Genomic DNA, 17,506 nt, shown 5'->3' on the forward strand with positions numbered 1-17,506 from the left:
CGCCCTGCAGCCCCTGCTGGCCCTCGACCCGCGCCTGCCCGGCGTGTGGACGTGGGTGCAGGCCAGCATGCGGCCCGACGCGGCGCACGACGACGCGCACCTGGCCCGCGTGGCCCGCTGGACGATCCGCTGCGCCCCGGACCAGCCTCCCGCGCTGGCCGTCGCTGCCGCCCTGACGCACGACGTCGTGAACCTCCCCAAGAACCACCCCGACCGCGCCCACGCCAGCGACCTGAGCGCCCAGGCCGTCCTGAAACAGCTGCCCAGCCTGGGCTTCACCGGGGACGACGCGCGCTGCATCGCGGACGCCGTGCGCGACCACAGCTACTCACGCGGCGCGACGCCCACCACCCCGCTGGGCCGCGCGCTGCAGGACGCCGACCGCCTCGACGCTCTGGGCGCGCTGGGTGTCCTGCGCGTCGCGGGCGTCGGCGGGCAGCTGGGCCGCGCCCTGATGCACCCAGGAGACCCCTGGGCCGAGAACCGCGCCCCCGACGACCTCGCGTACACCATCGACCACTTCTTCACGAAACTCCTGCGCCTGGACGGCACGTTCCTGACCCCCGCCGGGCAGGCCGAGGCCAGACGCCGCACCCTGACCATGCGCGCGTTCCTCGCCGAACTCGCCAGCGAACTCGAAGTCGCGCCGCCGCAGGGGTGATGGTGAACGGTTGATGGTTGATAGAAGGCAACCTCTATCAACCATCAACCTTCATCGATCTACTCCAGATGCGCGTGGTCGTTGTACGTCACGAGCGCCCAGCGCGCCCCCTCACTCTGTCCGGTGCGGGTCAGGGTGGTCAGGCTCGTGTGGGACAGCTGGTACGGGAACGGCAGGACGTACCCCGGCTGCGGCCGGGCAGGCCAGCCGAACAGGTCGCACAGCAGCGCGCGGATCGCTGCGCCGTGCGTGAACGCGATCACGCGCCCGCCCGGCAGTCCGTCCGCCCAGTCGCGCAGGCGGGCGCCCACCTGCGACAGGCTCTCGCCGTCCGGGGCGGACGTGCCCCACGGGTCCAGCTGCCATCGCGCGTACCGGTCGTCCCGCTGCGCCTCGTCGGTGGTCACGCCCTCGAACACCCCAAAGTGCAGTTCGCGCAGACGGGCGTCCAGCGTCAGGGGCGTGCCCGCGGGGAGGCCCAGTTCCGCCGTGCGGGCCGCGCGGGCCAGATCACTGCTGAACACCCGGTCGAACGCCCGCCCGGCCAGCCGGGACCGCAGCCGCGCCGCCTGATCCTCCCCGACCGCGCCCAGCGGCGTGTCGGACCAGCCCTGCCAGCGGCCCGCGCCGTTCCAGTCGGTCGCGCCGTGCCGCACCAGCGTCAGGTGCAACCCGTCAGTCACGGGCGCGCCTCGAAATCCGGCTCGGCGGCACTCGTATCCTGACCCGCCGGAAGGGACGGCACCGGACGGGGCTTGCCGTGCTCATCGAGCGCCACGAACACGAAGAACCCCGTCGTGGCGAGTTCCTGATCCCCGGTCGGCATGTGCTCGCGGTACACGTCCACGCGGATCGTCATGCTCGTCCGGCCCACCCGGACCACCTGCGCGTCCAGCGCCACGGCGTCCGCCACGCGGATCGGCACGTGGAAATCCACGCCGTCCATGCGGGCCGTCACGACGTTCCCCCCAGCGTGCCGTACCGCCGCGATACTCGCCGCCTTGTCCATCAGGGACAGCACCCAGCCGCCGAACGCGGTCCCGTGGTAGTTCGTGTCCTTCGGGAACACCAGTTCCAGCATGCGCGCCCGGCTGCGCGGCGCCTTCATCGTCTCGTCCATGCGTCCTCCCCGCGCCGCCCGGGTGGGGGGCACGTCAACCTTGACATCTTACAGGCCGCCCGCGAACCCCTGCGGGGGCGTGCCTGCACCGGTTGCAGACCACGCAGGAAGGCACAAAAAAAAAGGAGCCCCTTGACGGGACTCCCTGATCAACCTCTGGTGTTACCAGCGGTCGTTGCGGCGGGGCGCATTGCCGTAATCGCTGGCCGGGGCGGCCTTCGTCACGACGATGTTCTTGGCCTGGGGGCCTTTGCCACGCTGGCCGTCTTCGATGTCGAACTCGACTTCGTCGCCCTCGTTCAGCTTCTTGAAGCCGCTGCCCTGGATCGCGCTGAAGTGCGCGAAGATGTCGGGGCTGCCCTCAGACTGAATGAAGCCGAAACCCTTTTCCGCGTTGAACCACTTCACAACTCCTACTGCCATACTCCACTCCTTGTCTTCGCAACACGCAAAACACGCACGAGCTCTTGCCTCGTGCGCGGTTAAATCATGCGTACTTGGAAAACTACAAGACGGAGTATACATCATTTCGACCCGGTGTGCGCGACCCCCGCTTCAGCGTGCGGCAGACACGTCCACCGCGGCGTCCAGCGTGCCCAGCGCCTCGCCGGTCACGACCAGGGCGTCCGGCGTGACGCGCACGTCCGTGACCCGCAGCGCCCGCACCACGCCACCCAGGGTCACGCCTGGCGCAGGCCTGAACGGCAGCCGCGCCTGAAGCTGCGCCCGCACCCCGTCCAGGCGGGGGCGCAGGTCGAACCGGGCCGCCTGCGTCACGTACGCCTGCGCGCGGGCGTCCGCCAGCCACGCCAGCACCCGCCCGGTCAGGCCCGCGCGGCGCGTCGTGACCGTCACGTTCCGCAGCGTCAGCACCTGCCCCGCCGCGTCCAGGGTGGGCGTGCCGCGCACGTCCGTCGTGGCGCTGAGCCGCACGCCCAGCGGCCCGCTGATCTGCACCTGCACCGCGGCGTTCAGCTGCGCCCCCTGCGGGGTCAGCGTCACGCCCGTGACCCGCAGCGTCGGCGAGGTCGGCACCGGCAGCGTCAACGTGCGCCGCGCCGCCTCCCGCGTGGCGGCCGCCGACAGTTCCGGGTAGGGGAGACGCACCGGCACGCTCAGGTTCACGTCCGGGGTCAGCGTGTCACTGCGGCGCAGGGCCGGGAGCGGGAGCGCCGCCTGCGTGGGCGCGCGGCCCAGCCCGGCGTCCAGGCGCAACTGCGCGCCCAGCGTCACCTTCAGGGCGTCCGGCGTGAACCGGAACGGCGACACGCTCAGGTTCAGTGGCGTGACCCGCGCATACGCGGGGTCCGGGGTGGGCAGTGCCCACGGCTGCTGCGCCCGGGCCCACAGCGTCCCCGCCCGCTCGCGCAACCGCGCCTGCTCCCGCACCGCCGTGCGCACCTGCGCCGCCAGCGCGTCCAGCTGCGCGCGCACCTGCGCGTCCACCAGCGACTGCACGCTGACCCGCACGCCCTGCGCCAGCTCCACGCTCAGCGGGTCCGTCCACGCGTAATCACCGCGCACGGTCACGTCCGCCTCCCACTCCGGCGTCACGGTCGGCACCACCGTCAGGGTCACGGTCGCCTCACCCCCGAAGTCCCGCGCCAGGAACGCCCCCACCCCGCCCGGCTCGGCCCGGAACGCCGCGCGGATCGGCACGCTGATCCGCAGCCCCGACCCGTCCGGCAACGCCTGCACCTGCACGTGGCCCGCCCGCGTCACCGTCCCCGCCAGCGACACCCGCAGCAGGCCGCCCAGGAATGACCGGTCCTCGTTCACCCGCGCGAACTCCAGCGGCACCCGCGCGTTCGCCGCGCCCTGCACCCCCGCCATTGGCACCGACACCGGCACCGTGACCGTCGAGGGAGCAGGAGCAGCCAGCGCAGCAGGAACAGACATAAGGGCAGTCAACACTACAGGCGTGAGACCACGCATCAGGCGAACGGAGGAGCGGAGCAGGGAAGAGGCGGACATCCCCCAGACGCTACCCGGCCCGCATGAGCCTTTCCCGGCGGATTAACCAACCGTGACTACCCTCACTGTGCAGCGCCGGAGCCTCAACCGGGCGCGCACAGGAGCACCCCATGACCGAGCCGATCCGCCCGTACCCCGCCGACGACCACGACCACCACGACGACCTGAACAACCTGGGCCTGCAGGCCGACACGAACATGCTCGCGCGAAGCGTCCTCGACCGCCGCCACGTGCTGGGCCTGGGCCTGCTCGGCATCGGCCTGCTGGCCAGCAACCGCGTCAGCGCTGCCACCGGGGCCGCCTGCACTCCCATCCCCGGCGAGACCGCCGGGCCGTACCCCGCCGACGGGTCGGTCGCCAGCGGCCAGAGCCTCAACGTCCTGACGCGCAGCGGCGTCGTCCGCCGCGACCTGCGCCGCAGCCTCGGCACCGGCAACGTGGCCCCCGGCGTGTCCCTGACCCTGACGCTGAAACTCGTCAACACGAACGGCGGGTGCGCGCCCCTGCGCGGGTACGCCGTGTACGCCTGGCACTGCACCGCCGACGGGAACTACAGCATGTACAGCGCCCCCGTCGTCGGCGAGGACTACCTGCGCGGCGTGCAGGCCAGCGACGCGGGCGGCAACGTCACCTTCCAGACCATCGTGCCCGGCTGCTACCCCGGCCGCTGGCCCCACATCCACTTCGAGGTGTACCCCACCCTCGCCAGCGCCACGAACGCCCGCAACCGAATCCAGACGTCACAGCTGGCGCTCCCGCAGGCCATGTGCCAGCAGGCCTACACCCAGCCCGCGTACGGCAGCAGCGCCCGCTTTCTCTCGCAGACCAGCCTGAGCCGCGACAACATCTTCAGCGACGGCTCCGCCGCCCAGCTGCCCACCATCACCGGGAACGCCACCAGGGGCTACTCGGCCACCCTGACCGTCGGCCTCGCCCGCTGACCACCGAGACGCCCGCGCCGCTGAACGTACCCTGAAGGGCATGTGGGCCCAGCACACCCTCACCCTGCCCGCGCGGCGACGCGGCTTCCACCTCATCACCCGCGAGATCACCGGGGCCGTCCCGGAACTGGCGCGCACCCGCACCGGACTGCTGCACGTCTTCATCCAGCACACCAGCGCCAGCCTCACCCTCAACGAGAACGCCAGCCCCGACGTCCGCGCCGACTTCGAGACGTACTTCAACCACGCCGTGCCCGACGGCTGGGCGCCCTTCATGCACACCCTGGAAGGGGAGGACGACATGGCCGCGCACATCAAGGCCAGCCTCCTCGGCCCCAGCCTGACCCTTCCGGTCCAGCAGGGCCGCCTCGCGCTGGGCACCTGGCAGGGCGTGTACCTCTGCGAACACCGCGACCACGGCGGCCCCAGGCGACTGATCCTCACGTTGAACGGTGAGGCGTTGTGACGGTCCGTCCACCCACGGTAAACAAGTCCCGCCGGGTGGCCTGACGTTTCCCCTACACTGAGGCACGGTGCTGCGCGCCGTGTTTTTTTTGCCGGGCTTCAGGCCGGGCGGAAGGGGCAAGTCTGTGCGCGTGGCCGGAGGGCTGAGATGCCTGGAATCGCAATTGTGGGCGCCCAGTGGGGCGATGAGGGCAAGGGGAAGATCACGGATTTCCTCGCGCCGGAAGCCGAGTTCGTGGTGCGCTACCAGGGTGGTGCGAACGCCGGGCATACGGTGACCGCCAAGGGGCAGACGTTCAAGCTGAACCTCCTGCCCAGCGGCGTGCTGCACGACGGGACCGTCAGCGTCCTGGGTGACGGCATGGTGATCGACCCGGACAAGTTCCTGGAGGAACGCCGGAACCTGATCGCGGGTGGCCTGAACCCGGACCTGCGGATCAGTGACCGGGCGCATCTGGTGCTGCCGCACCACAAGTTCGTGGATGGCCGCAAGGACTTCGTGGGCACGACGGGGCGCGGGATCGGCCCGGCGTACGCGGACCGCGCGCGGCGCGTCGGTATCCGCTTCGGGGACCTGCTGGACGACGGCGTGCTGACCGAGCGTGTGGAGCGTCTGCTGGAGGCCAAGCCGAACAGCACCCGTGACGCGGGCTGGACGAGCGTGCAGGTCGCCATGGACGCCCTGGCCCCCACGCGTGAGGCCCTGTCGCCGTTCGTGCAGGACACCGGCGCGCAGCTGCGCGACGCGATCAGGGAAGGCCGGAACGTCCTGTTCGAGGGCGCGCAGGCGACCCTGCTGGACCTGAACTACGGCACGTACCCCTTCGTGACCAGCAGCCACCCCACGGTGGGCGGCATCCTGGTGGGGGCGGGCGTGAACCACAAGGCCATCCACAAGGTGTACGGCGTGGCGAAGGCCTTCAACACCCGCGTCGGGCACGGGCCGTTCGTGACCGAGGTGCACGACGACGCGGGCATCCTGCGCCTGCGCGGCGACGGCAGCAAACCCTGGGACGAGTTCGGCACGACGACGGGCCGCGCCCGCCGGGTGGGCTGGCTGGACCTGGCGCTGCTGAAGTACGCGGTGGACGTGAACGGCCTGGACGGGCTGGTCATCAACAAAATGGACATCCTGGCGGGACTGGACGAGATCCCGGTGTGCGTCGCGTACGACGCGGACGGCCAGCCCGTCTGGAAGAAGATGAAGGGCTGGGCGACCACCGACGGCGCCGACAGCCGCGCGACCCTGGCCAAAGAAGCGCAGGCGTACCTGGACCTCATCGAGGAGACCGTGGGCTGCCCCGTGGTGATCTTCTCGGCCGGGCCTGCACGCGAGCAGACGTACGGTGAGGTCAGCTGGACGTAAAGTCTTCACGGTGAGGCGGGAGGGGTTCCCTGACCGGGGGGGCTCCTCCCGCTCCTGTCCTGCAAGCCATTTGACAGTTGGCGGGGTGAACGCAAGCCTACACTCCGCGCATTCGAGTTCGCCGCCGGGCGGCGAGAAGGAGACCTGATGACGACCGAACCGCTGATCAGCGCCGCTGACGAGAAACAGGAGGTGCCGGGCCTGCGCGCCCTGACGCACGAATGGCTGGGCGCAATCGGGGAGGACCCGGACCGCGAGGGCCTCCTGAAGACCCCGCACCGCGTGGCGAAAGCCTGGGGGTTCCTGACCGCCGGGTACCACAAGTCCCTGCAGGACGCCGTCGGGGACGCGGTGTTCGCGGCGGACGGCAGCGAGATGGTCATCGTGAAGGACATCGAGTTCTACTCCATGTGCGAGCATCACATGCTGCCCTTCTACGGGCGGGCGCACGTGGCGTACATCCCGGACGGGAAGATCCTGGGCCTGAGCAAGTTCGCGCGGATCGTGGACCTGTACTCCCGGCGGCTTCAGGTGCAGGAGCGCATCACGACGCAGATCGCGGACGCCGTGCAGGAACTGCTGGAACCCAAGGGCGTGGCGGTCATGATGGAGGGCGTGCACCTGTGCATGGCGATGCGCGGCGTGCAGAAGCAGAACAGCAGCACCTCCACCAGCGCCATGCGCGGCCTGTTCAAGAGTGACGCCCGCACCCGCGCGGAGTTCATGAGCGCCGTGCAGGGCACCCTGCGGGGCCGCTGAGGACCGGCTCGACTGACAGCGGTGTTCAGTTCCACTGAAGGGCCAACACCACGCCCTTCAACTCCACTTCCACCCCCTGTCCTTTTCAGGTCCGCGCTCCGCTCGAATCAGAGGTATTGAGGGATACCCTCGATACCTCTGAATTCTGCTGTGACTCCTGTTGTTGTGGCGATCTGCTCCCACGCTCCTGCCCGTGTGGGGGCGGACCAGTTGTGCTGACAGCGGTCTTCAGGTTCGTTGGCCCACACCACGCCCTGTCCACGTCCAACCGCTGTCCTTCTCGGGTCTCGAGGGAACCACTCGATATCTCTGAAGTCTGCTGTGAGTGTCTCTGTAGGAAGCGCAGAGTCAGAGGGGGGGGGTCGCGTGCGTTCTGCCCGGCCTTCTATGCTGGATGGGTTTATCTGGGTGATGCGTTGGATCGGTGTAAGGCACGGGAAGTTACGCTTCGTTGACAGTTGGGGTCGTTGTGCTGCTGAATCTCTGCCTGCTGCTCACCTGCACGTTCCTGCTGAGCCTCTCCTACCGGGAGTGGCCGGTCCGCCGTGCCTGGGTGCCGCACCTGGGGCGGGTGCTGTTCGCGGCTGTCACGGCGCTGCTGCTGGTGTGGCACAGCGCGCCGCTGGGGGACCTGAAGGTGGACCTGCGGTTCGTGCCGGTGGTGCTGGTCACGCTGCGCTACGGAGTGGGGGCCGGGGCTCTGGTGGCGGCCGGGCCGGTCATGTGGCGCCTGCTGGACTCCGAGGTGGGCGGTCTGGTGGCGCTGGCCAACGCCGTGAGTGTGCTGGCGCTGGCGGGGGCGCTGCGCGCGCGGCTCAGTCTGCACGAGTTGCAGTGGCGGCACTGGCCGCTGCTGCTCGTGCCGTACCTGGGGGTGGGACTGGCCGTGTTCGTGGTGCCGGGCGCGCGGCCGCTGGCACCGTGGCTGTACGTGGGCATGCTGGCGCTTCAGGGCGTGGCGACGCTGGCGGTACTGGGGGTGTTGCAGGCGCGGCTGCAACTGCTGCACCTGACGTTCGAGGCGCGGCAGCAGTCGCGGCGGGACGAGCTGACGGGCCTGGGGAACCGCCAGGCGTTCGACGAGCATCTGGCCCGCCTGGAGGCCGGGCACCAACTGGTCCTGATGGACGTGGATCAGTTCCGGCTGGTGAACGATCTGCACGGGTCGGCCGTGGGGGACCGGGCGCTGCAGTACGTCGCTCAGGTCCTGCGGGACGAGGTGCCGCTCGGTGCGTACCGCCTGAGTGGCGAGGAGTTCGGATTGCTGCTCGAGCAGGGCAGCGAGACGCAGGCGCGGGCGGTCGTGGAGCGGGTGCAGGCGCGCCTGTCGGAGCCGGGCGAGGTGCCCTGGGCGAACCTGAGCGTCTCGGCGGGCCTGGCGACCCGTCTGCCGCGCGAACAGCCTGGGGAACTGCGGCACCGTGCGGACGAGGCGCTGTACCTGGCGAAGGCCAATGGCCGCAACCGGCTGGTCCTCAGTCCGAACGTGCCGCGCGAGCCGGTGCCGGCCGGCGCGACCGTGACCGAGATCCGGCCCAGGCACTCGCTGTGGCAGGCGCAGCGGATCACGGTGAACCTCATGACGCAGCGCCGCCCGCTGACCGACGCGGACTGGCTGGAGGTGCTGCGCAGCGCGGTGGATACCCTGGATGAGGTCGAGGCGGCCAGCCTGAACATTCGTGAGGGCAACCGCTTCCGGATGTGCGCGGTGGTCGGGTATGACCCGGACCTGCTGGGACTGGAATTCTCGGAGCAGGCGCAGCTGCGCTGGTACGGGGGTCCGCTGGCCGAGTGGCTGCGGGGCCGTCCGCGCGTGGCGAACATGACCGACATGCAGCGCGCCTGGGTGGACGAGGACGACGTGCTGGGCGAGGAGGGCGGGATGGTGCTGCGCCGCGCCGGTCACCGTGACCGGCTGCGCACGAACCTGTGCGTGCCGGTGGTGCTGGACGGCGAGGTGGTCGCGCACCTGAACCTGGATTCTCACTCGCGGGACGAGGCGTTCACGCCGGGCGTGCTGCAGGACGCGCAGCTGTTCGCGCAGCAGATCGCTGCGCTGCTGCAGTTGCAGGACCGCTGGCGGGAACTGGATCAGCTGTCTCATCTGCACAGTGACCTGAGTCGCGCCGGGGACGAGCAGCTGGGCGCCCACCTGGCCGAGACGGCGCACGATCTGCTGCGCACCACGTACACGTTGCTGCTGCGCTACGACCCGTACGCTGACGCGCTGGTCCCGGCGGCGGAGGCCGGGGTGTTCCTGAACCCGCTGGAGGTGCCCCCCACCCTGCAGCGCGGCGAGGGCCTGTCCTGGCGGGCCCTGACGACCGGCGCGGTCATTCGCGTGGATGACATCCTGAGTGCGCGGGGCGCGTTCCGGCCGAAGACCAGCCATCCGGAACGGCGCGCGCTGATGGTGGTGCCGCTGCTGTCGCGGACCGGTGAGCCGCTGGGCGCCCTGTGTCTGCTGCGCGACGAGCACCGGCCGTTCCGCGCGCCGGACGAGGCGCTGGCGCAGATGCTGGCTGGCGTGGGCGCCCGCGTCATGGAGGGCCGCGCGCACGTCACGGACCTGGAGGCCACGCTGGACGCCGCGCTGAACATGCTGGGCGTGGCGCTGGAGGCGCGGGACTTCGAGACGCAGGGCCATACGCAGCGGGTGCAGGACCTCGCGCGGCGCGTGGGAGAGGCCCTTCACCTGCCGGCAGAGCAGCTCACGGCGCTGCGGCGCGGCGCGGCGCTGCACGACATCGGGAAACTGTGCATTCCGGACACGGTGCTGCTGAAGCCGGGAGCCCTGACGCCTGAGGAGCGGGAGGTGGTGGAACGCCACGCGCCGCTGGGCGCGGCGCTCGTGGCGCGGATTCCCTTCCTGGATCCGGAGGCGCAGCAGGTGGTCCGCCACCACCACGAACGCTGGGACGGACGCGGTTACCCGGATGGTCTGGCCGGTACGCAGACGCCGCTGCTGGCCCGTGTGTTCGCGCTGTGCGACGTGTACGACGCCCTGACCAGCGAGCGGCCCTACAAGCGGGCCATGTCGCACGCCGCCGCCCTGGACGTCCTGCGGGAGGGCCGCGGCACGCAGTTCGATCCGGACCTGCTGGACGTGTTCTGCCGCGTGGTCACGCCCCGCGCGCCGGTGGGGAACTGATCAGGGGCCGCCCAGCGCCTGTTCCAGCGCCCGCCACGGCAGCAGCGCGCACTTGCGCCGCGCGTGCAGGCGACTGACGCCCGCGAGGGCCAGCAGGTCGCCCAGCTCGGGTGTGCCGTCGGCGTCGCCCATGACCATCGCGCGGAACTGCCCGGCCAGCGCGTGGGCCTCCTCCAGCGTCTTTCCGGTCAGGGTGACGGTCATCAGGCTGGCGCTGCTCTGACTGATCGCGCAGCCCTTCCCGCTGAAGTTCAGCTGCGCCACGCGGCCGGCCTGCACGTCCGCCCAGACGGTCACCTGATCCCCGCAGCCCGGGTTGTCCAGCGTGACTCCCGCCACGCCGTTCAGGGGCCCGGTGTGGCGGGGGCGGCGCTGGTGGTCCGCGATGATCTGCCGGGCGACTGCCTCGGGCAGCGCCATGGCGTTACTCCGGCTGGGCGAGACGCAGCGCGGCGGCGCGCAGCATCCGCACCCCGGTGTCCAGGCTGGCCTCGTCGATCGTGAAGCGCGGGTGGTGGTGCGGCCAGCGGCTGTCGGCGTCGTCACTGCCGGACCCGACGTTGAAGTACGCGCCCGGGGCTTTTTCCAGGTAGGCGCTGAAGTCCTCGCCGCCCATGGTGGGTTTGGCGTCGCGGTACCAGCCCTCGCCGACCACGTCCAGCGCGATCTCCCGCAGCTGCGCCGCCACGTGGTCGGTGTTGATGACGGGCCGGTACCCGAACTCGTAGCGCAGGTCGTACGTGGCGCCGTGCGCGTCGCAGATGCCCCGCACGACCCGTTCGATCAGCTGCGGCGCCCGCTCGCGCAGCGCCGGGTCGAACGTGCGGACGGTGCCCATCAGTTCGGCCGTGTCGGGAATGACGTTGTGCGTGGTGCCGCTCGTGAACTTCGTGACGCTGACCACCAGCGCGTCCTGCGCGGCCACCATGCGGCTCACGACATGCTGGAGGTTCGTGACGACCTGCGCCCCCACCGCGATGGGGTCCACGGTCTCCTCGGGGTGAGCGCCGTGCCCGCCCTTCCCGCGGATGGTGAGTTCGATGGTGTCGGGCGCCGCCATGAACGCGCCGGCTTTCACGGCAACCACCCCGGCGGGCAGCTGGCTGTTCAGGTGCAGGCCCGTGACGACGTCCACGCCGTCCATCAGCGGGGTGTTCATGACGAGTTCCTCGGCGCCGCCGGGGCCGATCTCCTCGGCGTGCTGGAAGATCATGCGGATCTCGCCCGGCACGTTCGCCGCTTCCCCCGAGAGCAGCTGCGCCACGCCCAGCAGGATGGCCGTGTGGCCGTCGTGCCCGCAGGCGTGCATCACGCCGGGTTTCAAGGAGGCGAAGTCGAAGGTGTTCTCCTCGTGGATGGGCAGCGCGTCGATGTCCGCGCGCAGCAGCACGGTCCGGCCCGGCTGCCCGCCCCGCAGGACGGCCAGGACGCTGGTGGGGGTAGGGCGCGATACGGTCAGGCCCGGCATCTTCCGCAGTTCGGCCTCGATGTACGCGGCAGTTTCATGCTCGGCGAAACCCACTTCGGGGTTCATGTGCAGGTGCCGTCGCCACGCCACGAGCTGCTCGCGAAGGTCCTCCACCCGGTCCTGAGTTGCGGTCATGCCCCAGCCTAGCGCCTCCGGCACCGGAGGGTCAGTCCCCCGGGCGCCTCATCCCGGTCCGGTGGACGTGCCCGGCCGCTCAACATGGGCCGGAGCCCGCGCGCGGACCCCGACCCTGAAGGAACCTGAGCTGCGCCTCAGCAACTTTCCTGCCCGCTGTGTCGTACTGAGGAGCATGAAGAACCGCACCCGCATGAAGAGCAAGTCCGGCAAGCTGGGCCTCATCCTGGCCGCCGCTCCCGTCGTTCTGGAACTGCTGGTCGCCGCCCGCAACGGCCAGAAGAAGCGCGGCAGGTACACCCGCGCCCGCAAGCGCGACCGCGTGATCGACTCGCTGCTGGGCCACGCGCAGCGGGCTGTCGGGAAGCCCGGCAAGCGCCGCTGGTTCTGATCAGCGGCGGGGTGACCGGTCCAGTGGGCCTCAGCTGATCCGGCAGACCACAGGATGCGAGGAGAGGCCACGGGGCTCTTGAGGGGGGAGGTTGGGTGCAGTCGCCCAGACCTTCCCTCTGTGCTGTTGCGCGTTGGGGAAGACAGTGACCGTGCGCCACCTGCGGGTCGTGTGCTGGGCCGTCCGGGCGATCCCCGAGGTGACTGGTCGGCTGGGTGACCCGCAGGCCACTGGCCGCGGTGGTCTGTGGGGCGCCATCACACGGTGAGCTTCCGAGCATCAGCTTGGTGCCGTGGGGACGGCGTGAACCAGAGCAAAGGAGCCACCGGGAGGATGGGTCAGGCTTCTGGGTTCGTCTGGCGGCACACGATATGTATATACAACCATTTTGTTCCACTGAGTGAAACGACCAGAACTATCCTGTCTGCTCAATGTCATATGCCGCCGCCCGCAGGGCAGGCCGTCCGCTGCCGACCAAACGGCGCCGGACGCTCAGGAGGACTCGCATGAATGCACGTCACGCCGCCGCCATCCTCACCTTGACCGGTCTTCTCGCCTCCTGCGGGCAGCAGACCCAGCCCCAGGCCACCCTGCCCCTGCCCACCACCGACGCCACCACCCGCGCCCGCACCCAGGCGCCCATCCTCGGGCAGAGCAGCCCGGAAGCCATCCCCGGCCAGTACATCGTCGTCATGAAGGCCGGAACGACCGCCACCACCCTGGCCAGCCAGAGCGGCGGCCTCGTGCAGGCCCTCGGGCTCGACCCGCAGGGCGTCAGCATCCTGAGCGTCTACAGCCAGGCGCTCAACGGATTCGCCGTGAAACTGAGCGCGCAGAACCTCACCCGGTTGCAGGCCGATCCCCGCGTCAAGTACATCCAGCAGGACTCCATCAGCCACGCCACCGCCACCCAGTCCGGCGCCACCTGGGGCCTCGACCGGCTCGATCAACGTGACCGGCCCCTCAACGGCTCGTACACGTACGACACCACCGCCAGCGGCGTGAAGGTCTACATCATCGATACGGGCATCCGCACCAGCCACAGCGAATTCGGCGGGCGCGCCACCTGGGGCACCAACACCACCGGCGACGGCAACAACAGCGACTGCCAGGGTCACGGCACGCACGTCGCGGGCACCGTCGGCGGCAGCACCTACGGCGTCGCCAAGGGCGCCAGTCTGATCGCCGTGAAAGTGCTCGACTGCCAGGGGTCAGGCAGCAACTCCGGCGTCATCTCCGGCATCGACTGGGCCGTCAGCAACAAGGGCAGCGCCACCGCCATCGCCAACATGAGCTTGGGCGGCAGCTTCGACCAGTCCATCAACGACGCAGTGACCAATGCCAACAGCAAGGGCCTGTTCATGGCTATCGCCGCAGGCAACGACAACAAGGACGCCTGCAACACCAGCCCCGCCAGCGCCTCTGGCGCATTCACGGTCGGCGCCACGGACAAGAGTGACGTCCGCAGCACCTTCAGCAACTACGGCAGCTGCGTGAAGATCTTCGCCCCCGGCACGGACATCACCAGCGCCTGGAACACGGACAACAGCGCGACCAAGACCATCAGCGGCACCAGCATGGCCACCCCGCATGTCGCCGGGGCTGCCGCACTGGTCCTGGCGCAGAACACGAGCTTCACCACCAGTCAAATCTCCAGCGCGCTGCTGAACGCCGCCTCGGCCGACAAGATCAGCAGCGTCGGCTCCGGCAGCCCCAACAAACTGCTGTTCACCAACCCTGGTGGTGGGAGCACGCCCACCCCAACGCCCACCCCGACGCCGACTCCCACCCCGGCCCCCGGAACGTACACCGGCACCGTCAACGCTGGAACCAGCGCCTACGAACCCAAAAGTGCCGGATCCTTCCAGTACGCGGGCGGCACTCTGAAAGGCGCCCTGACCGGCCCCAGTGGCACCGACTTCGACCTGTACCTGCAGAAATGGAACGGAGCGTACTGGGTCGACGTGGCCGCCGGGGAGAGCAGCACCAGCACCGAGAACGTGAGCTACCGAGCGGGCAGCGGCAAGTACCGCTGGGAAATCTACGCGTACAGCGGCAGCGGCGCGTACACCCTGGTCGAGAACAGGTAACGTCAGCGGAGCGCAGACGCGGCCCAGCCCGCGCCGCGCCCGCACGAGATCCAGCCGGGAGGTAGGGCCAGACTGCGTCAGGTGGTCTGGCCCCCTCCCGTTCCGCCCGGGCGACTCAGCAGCGTGGGGTCACGGTAGCCGGGCGGCGCATCAGCGCGGCAGACGATCCAAGACCTGCAGGAAGAACGCCGCGTCGCCCGCCCAGGGACGCACGTACCCCATCTCCTGCGACACGCGCCGCGCCGCGTCGGAGAGTGCCCTCAGGTCGTCCTCCGCCTCCGTCCACACTGGCCTGCCCGGCCACGAGACGCTCAGGGCCGCGACCAGCGTCCCGCCCGCGCGGAACACCGGGGCGGCCACCTGCGTCACGCCGCCCGGCTCGTCGGACGGCAGCGGCGGGGACAGCCACGCGCGGCGCGTCACCTGATCCAGCAGTTCCAGCGGTCCCCGGTCTCCGGACGCTGCGAACATCGCCTCGCGCAGGGACAGCGTCCCGAACGCCAGCAGCAACCGGCCCGACGCGTCCAGCACCACGCGCCGCCGCTCGCCCACCCCGGCCGGGGTGCCGCCGGGTCCGGCCAGCACCTCCGTGTACAGGGTGTCCTGCGCGTCTAGCACCGCCCACGCCACGCTGAGTCCCGTGCGCTCCCGCAGGTGCTCCAGGTGCGCCAGCGCCACGTTCAGGGGCGGCGCGTGCACCTGAACGTGCGCCTTCATGGCAATGAAGCCGCTGCCCAGCCGGTACCGGTCGCCCTCGCGCTGCAGCAGGTCGTACTTCTCCAGCACGCGCAGCGCCCGCAGGCAGCTGGCTTTCGGCAGGCCACTGGCGCGCGTCAGGTGCGCGAGCGTCCACTGCGGTTCGCGCGGCGTGAAGAACGTCAGCAGGTACAGCGGCCGTTCCAGCGTCGGAATGTCCGGCGCCTCCACCGCCCTGCTGCCCACAGTGTTCACCCCTGCATCGTACTCCACCGCTCCGCGCGCTCGCCCCGGCACCCGGGTGCCCGGCCGATCCAGCCCGGACGCCGCTCTACACTGCGAGGTACCGTCATGAGTCACACGCCCGAACAGCTGGAACGCGATCTGCGCCGCGCCCGGGGCCGCGCGCGGCTGCGGCCCCTGCTGGCCCTCGCCGCTGAACTGTGGGATAAGAACCCGGTCGAGGCCGTCGCGTACGCCCAGCAGGCCGCCCAGCTGGCCCGGCGGGTGCAGGATCCCGCCGCGCTGGCGCGCGCCACGCTGGAACTCGGCCGTGGGCAGCTGCGCCTGGGTCAGTACGCCGCTGCCCGCGCCGCGCTGCACGACGCCGTGACCCTGCACGAACAGCTCGGCGACGACCTGGGGCTCGCCCGCAGCTGGATGGGTCTGGGTACCGTCCGCTCTAACCTGGGCGAACTGCCCCAGGCACTCGAGGCGCACTTCAGTGCCCAGATTCTCTTCGAGCGGCAGGGCAGCGACTGGTACCTCAGCGCCTGCCTGAACAACCTGGGCGTCGCCTACCAGCGGCTGGACGACAACGTCACCGCCATGAACTACGCCCTGAGTGCCCTGCGGCTCGCCACCGGCGCCGGGAACACCGTCGTGCGGATCGCCGCGACGAACAACGTCGGGAACGTCGCCATGGAACTCCACCGCTACGAGGACGCCCTGTCCTACCAGACCGAGGCGCTGCACCTGGCGCGCGTGCACGGCAGCCCGTACAACGAGATCGTCGCCCTGACGAACCTGGGGAACCTGCACGGCCGCATGGAGCAGTTCAGCGCCGCCCTGCCGTACCTGGCGCGCGCCGACGACCTGGCGCGGGCGTACAGCGACCTGGACAACCTGGTGGAGGTGCAGGCCGAACGCGGCAACATCCACCGGCGCTCCGGTGAACTGGCCGACGCCCTGGCCGCGTACGCCCACGCGCTGGAACTGGTGGACCGCATGGGGGACTTCTACCTGGAAGCGCAACTGCAACTCAGGCGCGGCCAGACCCTCCTGGCCCTGCAGGACCACGAGGCGGCGCGCGGCGCCCTGAACCGCGCCCTGACCCTCGCCGCGCGCGTCCAGGCCGACGCGATCAGCAGCGAAACGCACGAGCACCTGACGGCCCTGCACGAGCAGACCGGGGACCTGCGCGGCGCGCTGCACCACCTGCGTGAGCACCTGCGCCTGACCGTCGCCGTGAACCGCGCCGCCGCCGAACGCAGCAGCGCCGTGCGCGTCATCGAGCATGAAACCGAACGCAGCCGGCAGGTGGCGGCCGCGCAGCGGCACCTGATCGAACAACTGCACCAGGCCAGCGCCGCCCTGACCCACCCCCCGGGGTCCGCCGCGGCCCTGCAGGGGCACCTGACGCGGCAGGCGAACCTGGACCCCCTGACCGGACTGGTCAACGACCGCTTCGCGCGTCAGCAGCTGCAGGCGGAATTCGAGCAGGCGCGGGCGCAGCACCACCCGCTCGCGGTGGCCACACTGGATCTCGAAGGGCGCGCGACAGCCGACCGCGCCCCCATGACCCGCGACACCATGGACCGGGCCACGGCCGACCGCGTGCGCCGGGACGTGAGCGCCGCCCTGCGCGCCGCGCTGCGCACCCAGGACGTCCTGGCCAGCCTGGATGACGGGACGTTCGCGCTGCTGCTGCCCCGCACGGACCTGCCGGGCGCGCTGCACCTGTGCCGGCGCCTGCAGCGGACCGTGACCGACACGCGCTGGCCAGACCTGCCCGGGACGCACCTGACGCTCAGCGTGGGCCTGTGCACCGACACCGCCTGCGCGCACCCCGACGACATGCTCGACCGCGCCCAGCACCTGCTGTACGCCGCGAAGGCCGCCGGGAGCGGCCAGGTGTGCACTGATCAGGACCCGCCCGGTCCGGCCCGCTGATCCTGGCAGACCACCGGGGAGGCCCCCTGGCGCCCGCTGCTGGACATAGCGTGCTGGGCAGCGCCAGCGTTCGGGCCGGACGTCCATAAGGGCCCCTCAACCTGCGGCCCACCTGCC

16 protein-coding genes are annotated in these 17,506 nt (G+C 70.7%); 9 read left to right on the plus strand and 7 right to left on the minus strand.

Going from position 1 to position 17,506, the window contains the following annotated elements; genetic code table 11:
• Positions 1 to 67 precede the first annotated feature (67 nt).
• Entirely contained in the window at positions 68 to 661 is a 594-nt protein-coding gene (locus IEY69_RS07215) for an HD domain-containing protein (protein ID WP_189072833.1), read from the plus strand.
• A gap of 59 nt (positions 662 to 720) precedes the next feature.
• Here IEY69_RS07215 and IEY69_RS07220 read toward each other — a convergent pair whose 3' ends face one another.
• The 4 genes from IEY69_RS07220 to IEY69_RS07235 all read right to left on the minus strand — a co-directional run bounded on the left by IEY69_RS07220 (position 721) and on the right by IEY69_RS07235 (position 3,680).
• On the minus strand, positions 721 to 1,344 hold the full coding sequence (locus IEY69_RS07220) for a histidine phosphatase family protein (protein WP_189072480.1): 624 nt from the start codon (positions 1,342 to 1,344) through the stop codon (positions 721 to 723).
• Complete coding sequence (locus IEY69_RS07225) at positions 1,341 to 1,781, minus strand: acyl-CoA thioesterase (RefSeq protein ID WP_189072481.1); 441 nt, start codon at positions 1,779 to 1,781, stop codon at positions 1,341 to 1,343. The genes IEY69_RS07220 and IEY69_RS07225 overlap by 4 nt, the downstream gene beginning before the upstream one ends.
• A 162-nt stretch (positions 1,782 to 1,943) precedes the next feature.
• A complete protein-coding gene (locus IEY69_RS07230) occupies positions 1,944 to 2,204 on the minus strand; it encodes a cold-shock protein (RefSeq protein WP_189072482.1) in 261 nt (86 codons plus the stop codon).
• Positions 2,205 to 2,336: 132 nt separating this feature from the next.
• A complete protein-coding gene (locus tag IEY69_RS07235; RefSeq protein ID WP_229783727.1) occupies positions 2,337 to 3,680 on the minus strand; it encodes a DUF4403 family protein in 1,344 nt (447 codons plus the stop codon).
• Positions 3,681 to 3,865: 185 nt separating this feature from the next.
• Between IEY69_RS07235 and IEY69_RS07240 the strand changes: the two genes are divergently transcribed.
• From IEY69_RS07240 to IEY69_RS07260, 5 genes are all read left to right on the plus strand, one after another.
• The gene (locus IEY69_RS07240) at positions 3,866 to 4,696 is read left to right on the plus strand and encodes an intradiol ring-cleavage dioxygenase (protein ID WP_189072484.1); all 831 of its coding nucleotides are present in this window, start codon (positions 3,866 to 3,868) and stop codon (positions 4,694 to 4,696) included.
• A gap of 40 nt (positions 4,697 to 4,736) precedes the next feature.
• Entirely contained in the window at positions 4,737 to 5,162 is a 426-nt protein-coding gene (locus tag IEY69_RS07245) for a secondary thiamine-phosphate synthase enzyme YjbQ (protein ID WP_189072485.1), read from the plus strand.
• Between the two features lie 147 nt (positions 5,163 to 5,309).
• Positions 5,310 to 6,527: an adenylosuccinate synthase gene (locus IEY69_RS07250; protein ID WP_189072486.1), complete on the plus strand. Its 1,218-nt coding sequence runs from the start codon at positions 5,310 to 5,312 to the stop codon at positions 6,525 to 6,527.
• Positions 6,528 to 6,674: 147 nt separating this feature from the next.
• A complete protein-coding gene (folE, locus tag IEY69_RS07255) occupies positions 6,675 to 7,286 on the plus strand; it encodes a GTP cyclohydrolase I FolE (RefSeq protein ID WP_189072487.1) in 612 nt (203 codons plus the stop codon).
• A 469-nt stretch (positions 7,287 to 7,755) separates the two neighbouring features.
• Positions 7,756 to 10,437 carry an HD domain-containing phosphohydrolase gene (locus IEY69_RS07260; protein WP_189072488.1) on the plus strand — a complete coding sequence of 894 codons (2,682 nt, stop codon included), beginning with the start codon at positions 7,756 to 7,758 and terminating at the stop codon, positions 10,435 to 10,437.
• Here IEY69_RS07260 and sufU read toward each other — a convergent pair whose 3' ends face one another.
• Positions 10,438 to 10,857, minus strand: coding sequence for a Fe-S cluster assembly sulfur transfer protein SufU (gene sufU / locus IEY69_RS07265; protein WP_189072489.1), 420 nt, complete (start codon positions 10,855 to 10,857; stop codon positions 10,438 to 10,440).
• Between the two features lie 4 nt (positions 10,858 to 10,861).
• Positions 10,862 to 12,040, minus strand: coding sequence for an amidohydrolase (locus IEY69_RS07270; protein ID WP_189072490.1), 1,179 nt, complete (start codon positions 12,038 to 12,040; stop codon positions 10,862 to 10,864).
• Positions 12,041 to 12,215: 175 nt separating this feature from the next.
• Here IEY69_RS07270 and IEY69_RS07275 point away from each other — a divergent pair, with 175 nt between their 5' ends.
• Both IEY69_RS07275 and IEY69_RS07280 read left to right on the plus strand, forming a co-directional pair.
• Positions 12,216 to 12,431: a hypothetical protein gene (locus IEY69_RS07275; protein ID WP_229783728.1), complete on the plus strand. Its 216-nt coding sequence runs from the start codon at positions 12,216 to 12,218 to the stop codon at positions 12,429 to 12,431.
• A 506-nt stretch (positions 12,432 to 12,937) separates the two neighbouring features.
• Complete coding sequence (locus IEY69_RS07280) at positions 12,938 to 14,521, plus strand: S8 family peptidase (protein ID WP_189072491.1); 1,584 nt, start codon at positions 12,938 to 12,940, stop codon at positions 14,519 to 14,521.
• Between the two features lie 150 nt (positions 14,522 to 14,671).
• Here the strand turns inward: IEY69_RS07280 and IEY69_RS07285 are convergent, their stop codons facing one another.
• Positions 14,672 to 15,472 (minus strand): IclR family transcriptional regulator, encoded by an 801-nt coding sequence (locus IEY69_RS07285; protein WP_189072492.1) that lies wholly within the window; start codon positions 15,470 to 15,472, stop codon positions 14,672 to 14,674.
• Between the two features lie 96 nt (positions 15,473 to 15,568).
• Here IEY69_RS07285 and IEY69_RS07290 point away from each other — a divergent pair, with 96 nt between their 5' ends.
• Positions 15,569 to 17,389, plus strand: coding sequence for a tetratricopeptide repeat-containing diguanylate cyclase (locus IEY69_RS07290; RefSeq protein ID WP_189072493.1), 1,821 nt, complete (start codon positions 15,569 to 15,571; stop codon positions 17,387 to 17,389).
• The last annotated feature ends 117 nt before the right edge of the window (positions 17,390 to 17,506 follow it).

The organism is Deinococcus sedimenti (genome assembly GCF_014648135.1).
Classification (GTDB): domain Bacteria; phylum Deinococcota; class Deinococci; order Deinococcales; family Deinococcaceae; genus Deinococcus; species Deinococcus sedimenti.

Bases quoted from the DNA above. Each gene is read 5' to 3' on its own strand.
- IEY69_RS07215 (WP_189072833.1), top strand. From the start codon at position 68: ATGCGGCCCGACGCGGCGCACGACGACGCGCACCTGGCCCGCGTGGCC.
- IEY69_RS07225 (WP_189072481.1), bottom strand. From the start codon at position 1,781: ATGGACGAGACGATGAAGGCGCCGCGCAGCCGGGCGCGCATGCTGGAA.
- IEY69_RS07230 (WP_189072482.1), bottom strand. From the start codon at position 2,204: ATGGCAGTAGGAGTTGTGAAGTGGTTCAACGCGGAAAAGGGTTTCGGC.
- IEY69_RS07235 (WP_229783727.1), bottom strand. From the start codon at position 3,680: ATGTCTGTTCCTGCTGCGCTGGCTGCTCCTGCTCCCTCGACGGTCACG.
- IEY69_RS07240 (WP_189072484.1), top strand. From the start codon at position 3,866: ATGACCGAGCCGATCCGCCCGTACCCCGCCGACGACCACGACCACCAC.
- IEY69_RS07245 (WP_189072485.1), top strand. From the start codon at position 4,737: ATGTGGGCCCAGCACACCCTCACCCTGCCCGCGCGGCGACGCGGCTTC.
- IEY69_RS07250 (WP_189072486.1), top strand. From the start codon at position 5,310: ATGCCTGGAATCGCAATTGTGGGCGCCCAGTGGGGCGATGAGGGCAAG.
- folE (WP_189072487.1), top strand. From the start codon at position 6,675: ATGACGACCGAACCGCTGATCAGCGCCGCTGACGAGAAACAGGAGGTG.
- sufU (WP_189072489.1), bottom strand. From the start codon at position 10,857: ATGGCGCTGCCCGAGGCAGTCGCCCGGCAGATCATCGCGGACCACCAG.
- IEY69_RS07270 (WP_189072490.1), bottom strand. From the start codon at position 12,040: ATGACCGCAACTCAGGACCGGGTGGAGGACCTTCGCGAGCAGCTCGTG.
- IEY69_RS07275 (WP_229783728.1), top strand. From the start codon at position 12,216: ATGAAGAACCGCACCCGCATGAAGAGCAAGTCCGGCAAGCTGGGCCTC.
- IEY69_RS07280 (WP_189072491.1), top strand. From the start codon at position 12,938: ATGAATGCACGTCACGCCGCCGCCATCCTCACCTTGACCGGTCTTCTC.
- IEY69_RS07290 (WP_189072493.1), top strand. From the start codon at position 15,569: ATGAGTCACACGCCCGAACAGCTGGAACGCGATCTGCGCCGCGCCCGG.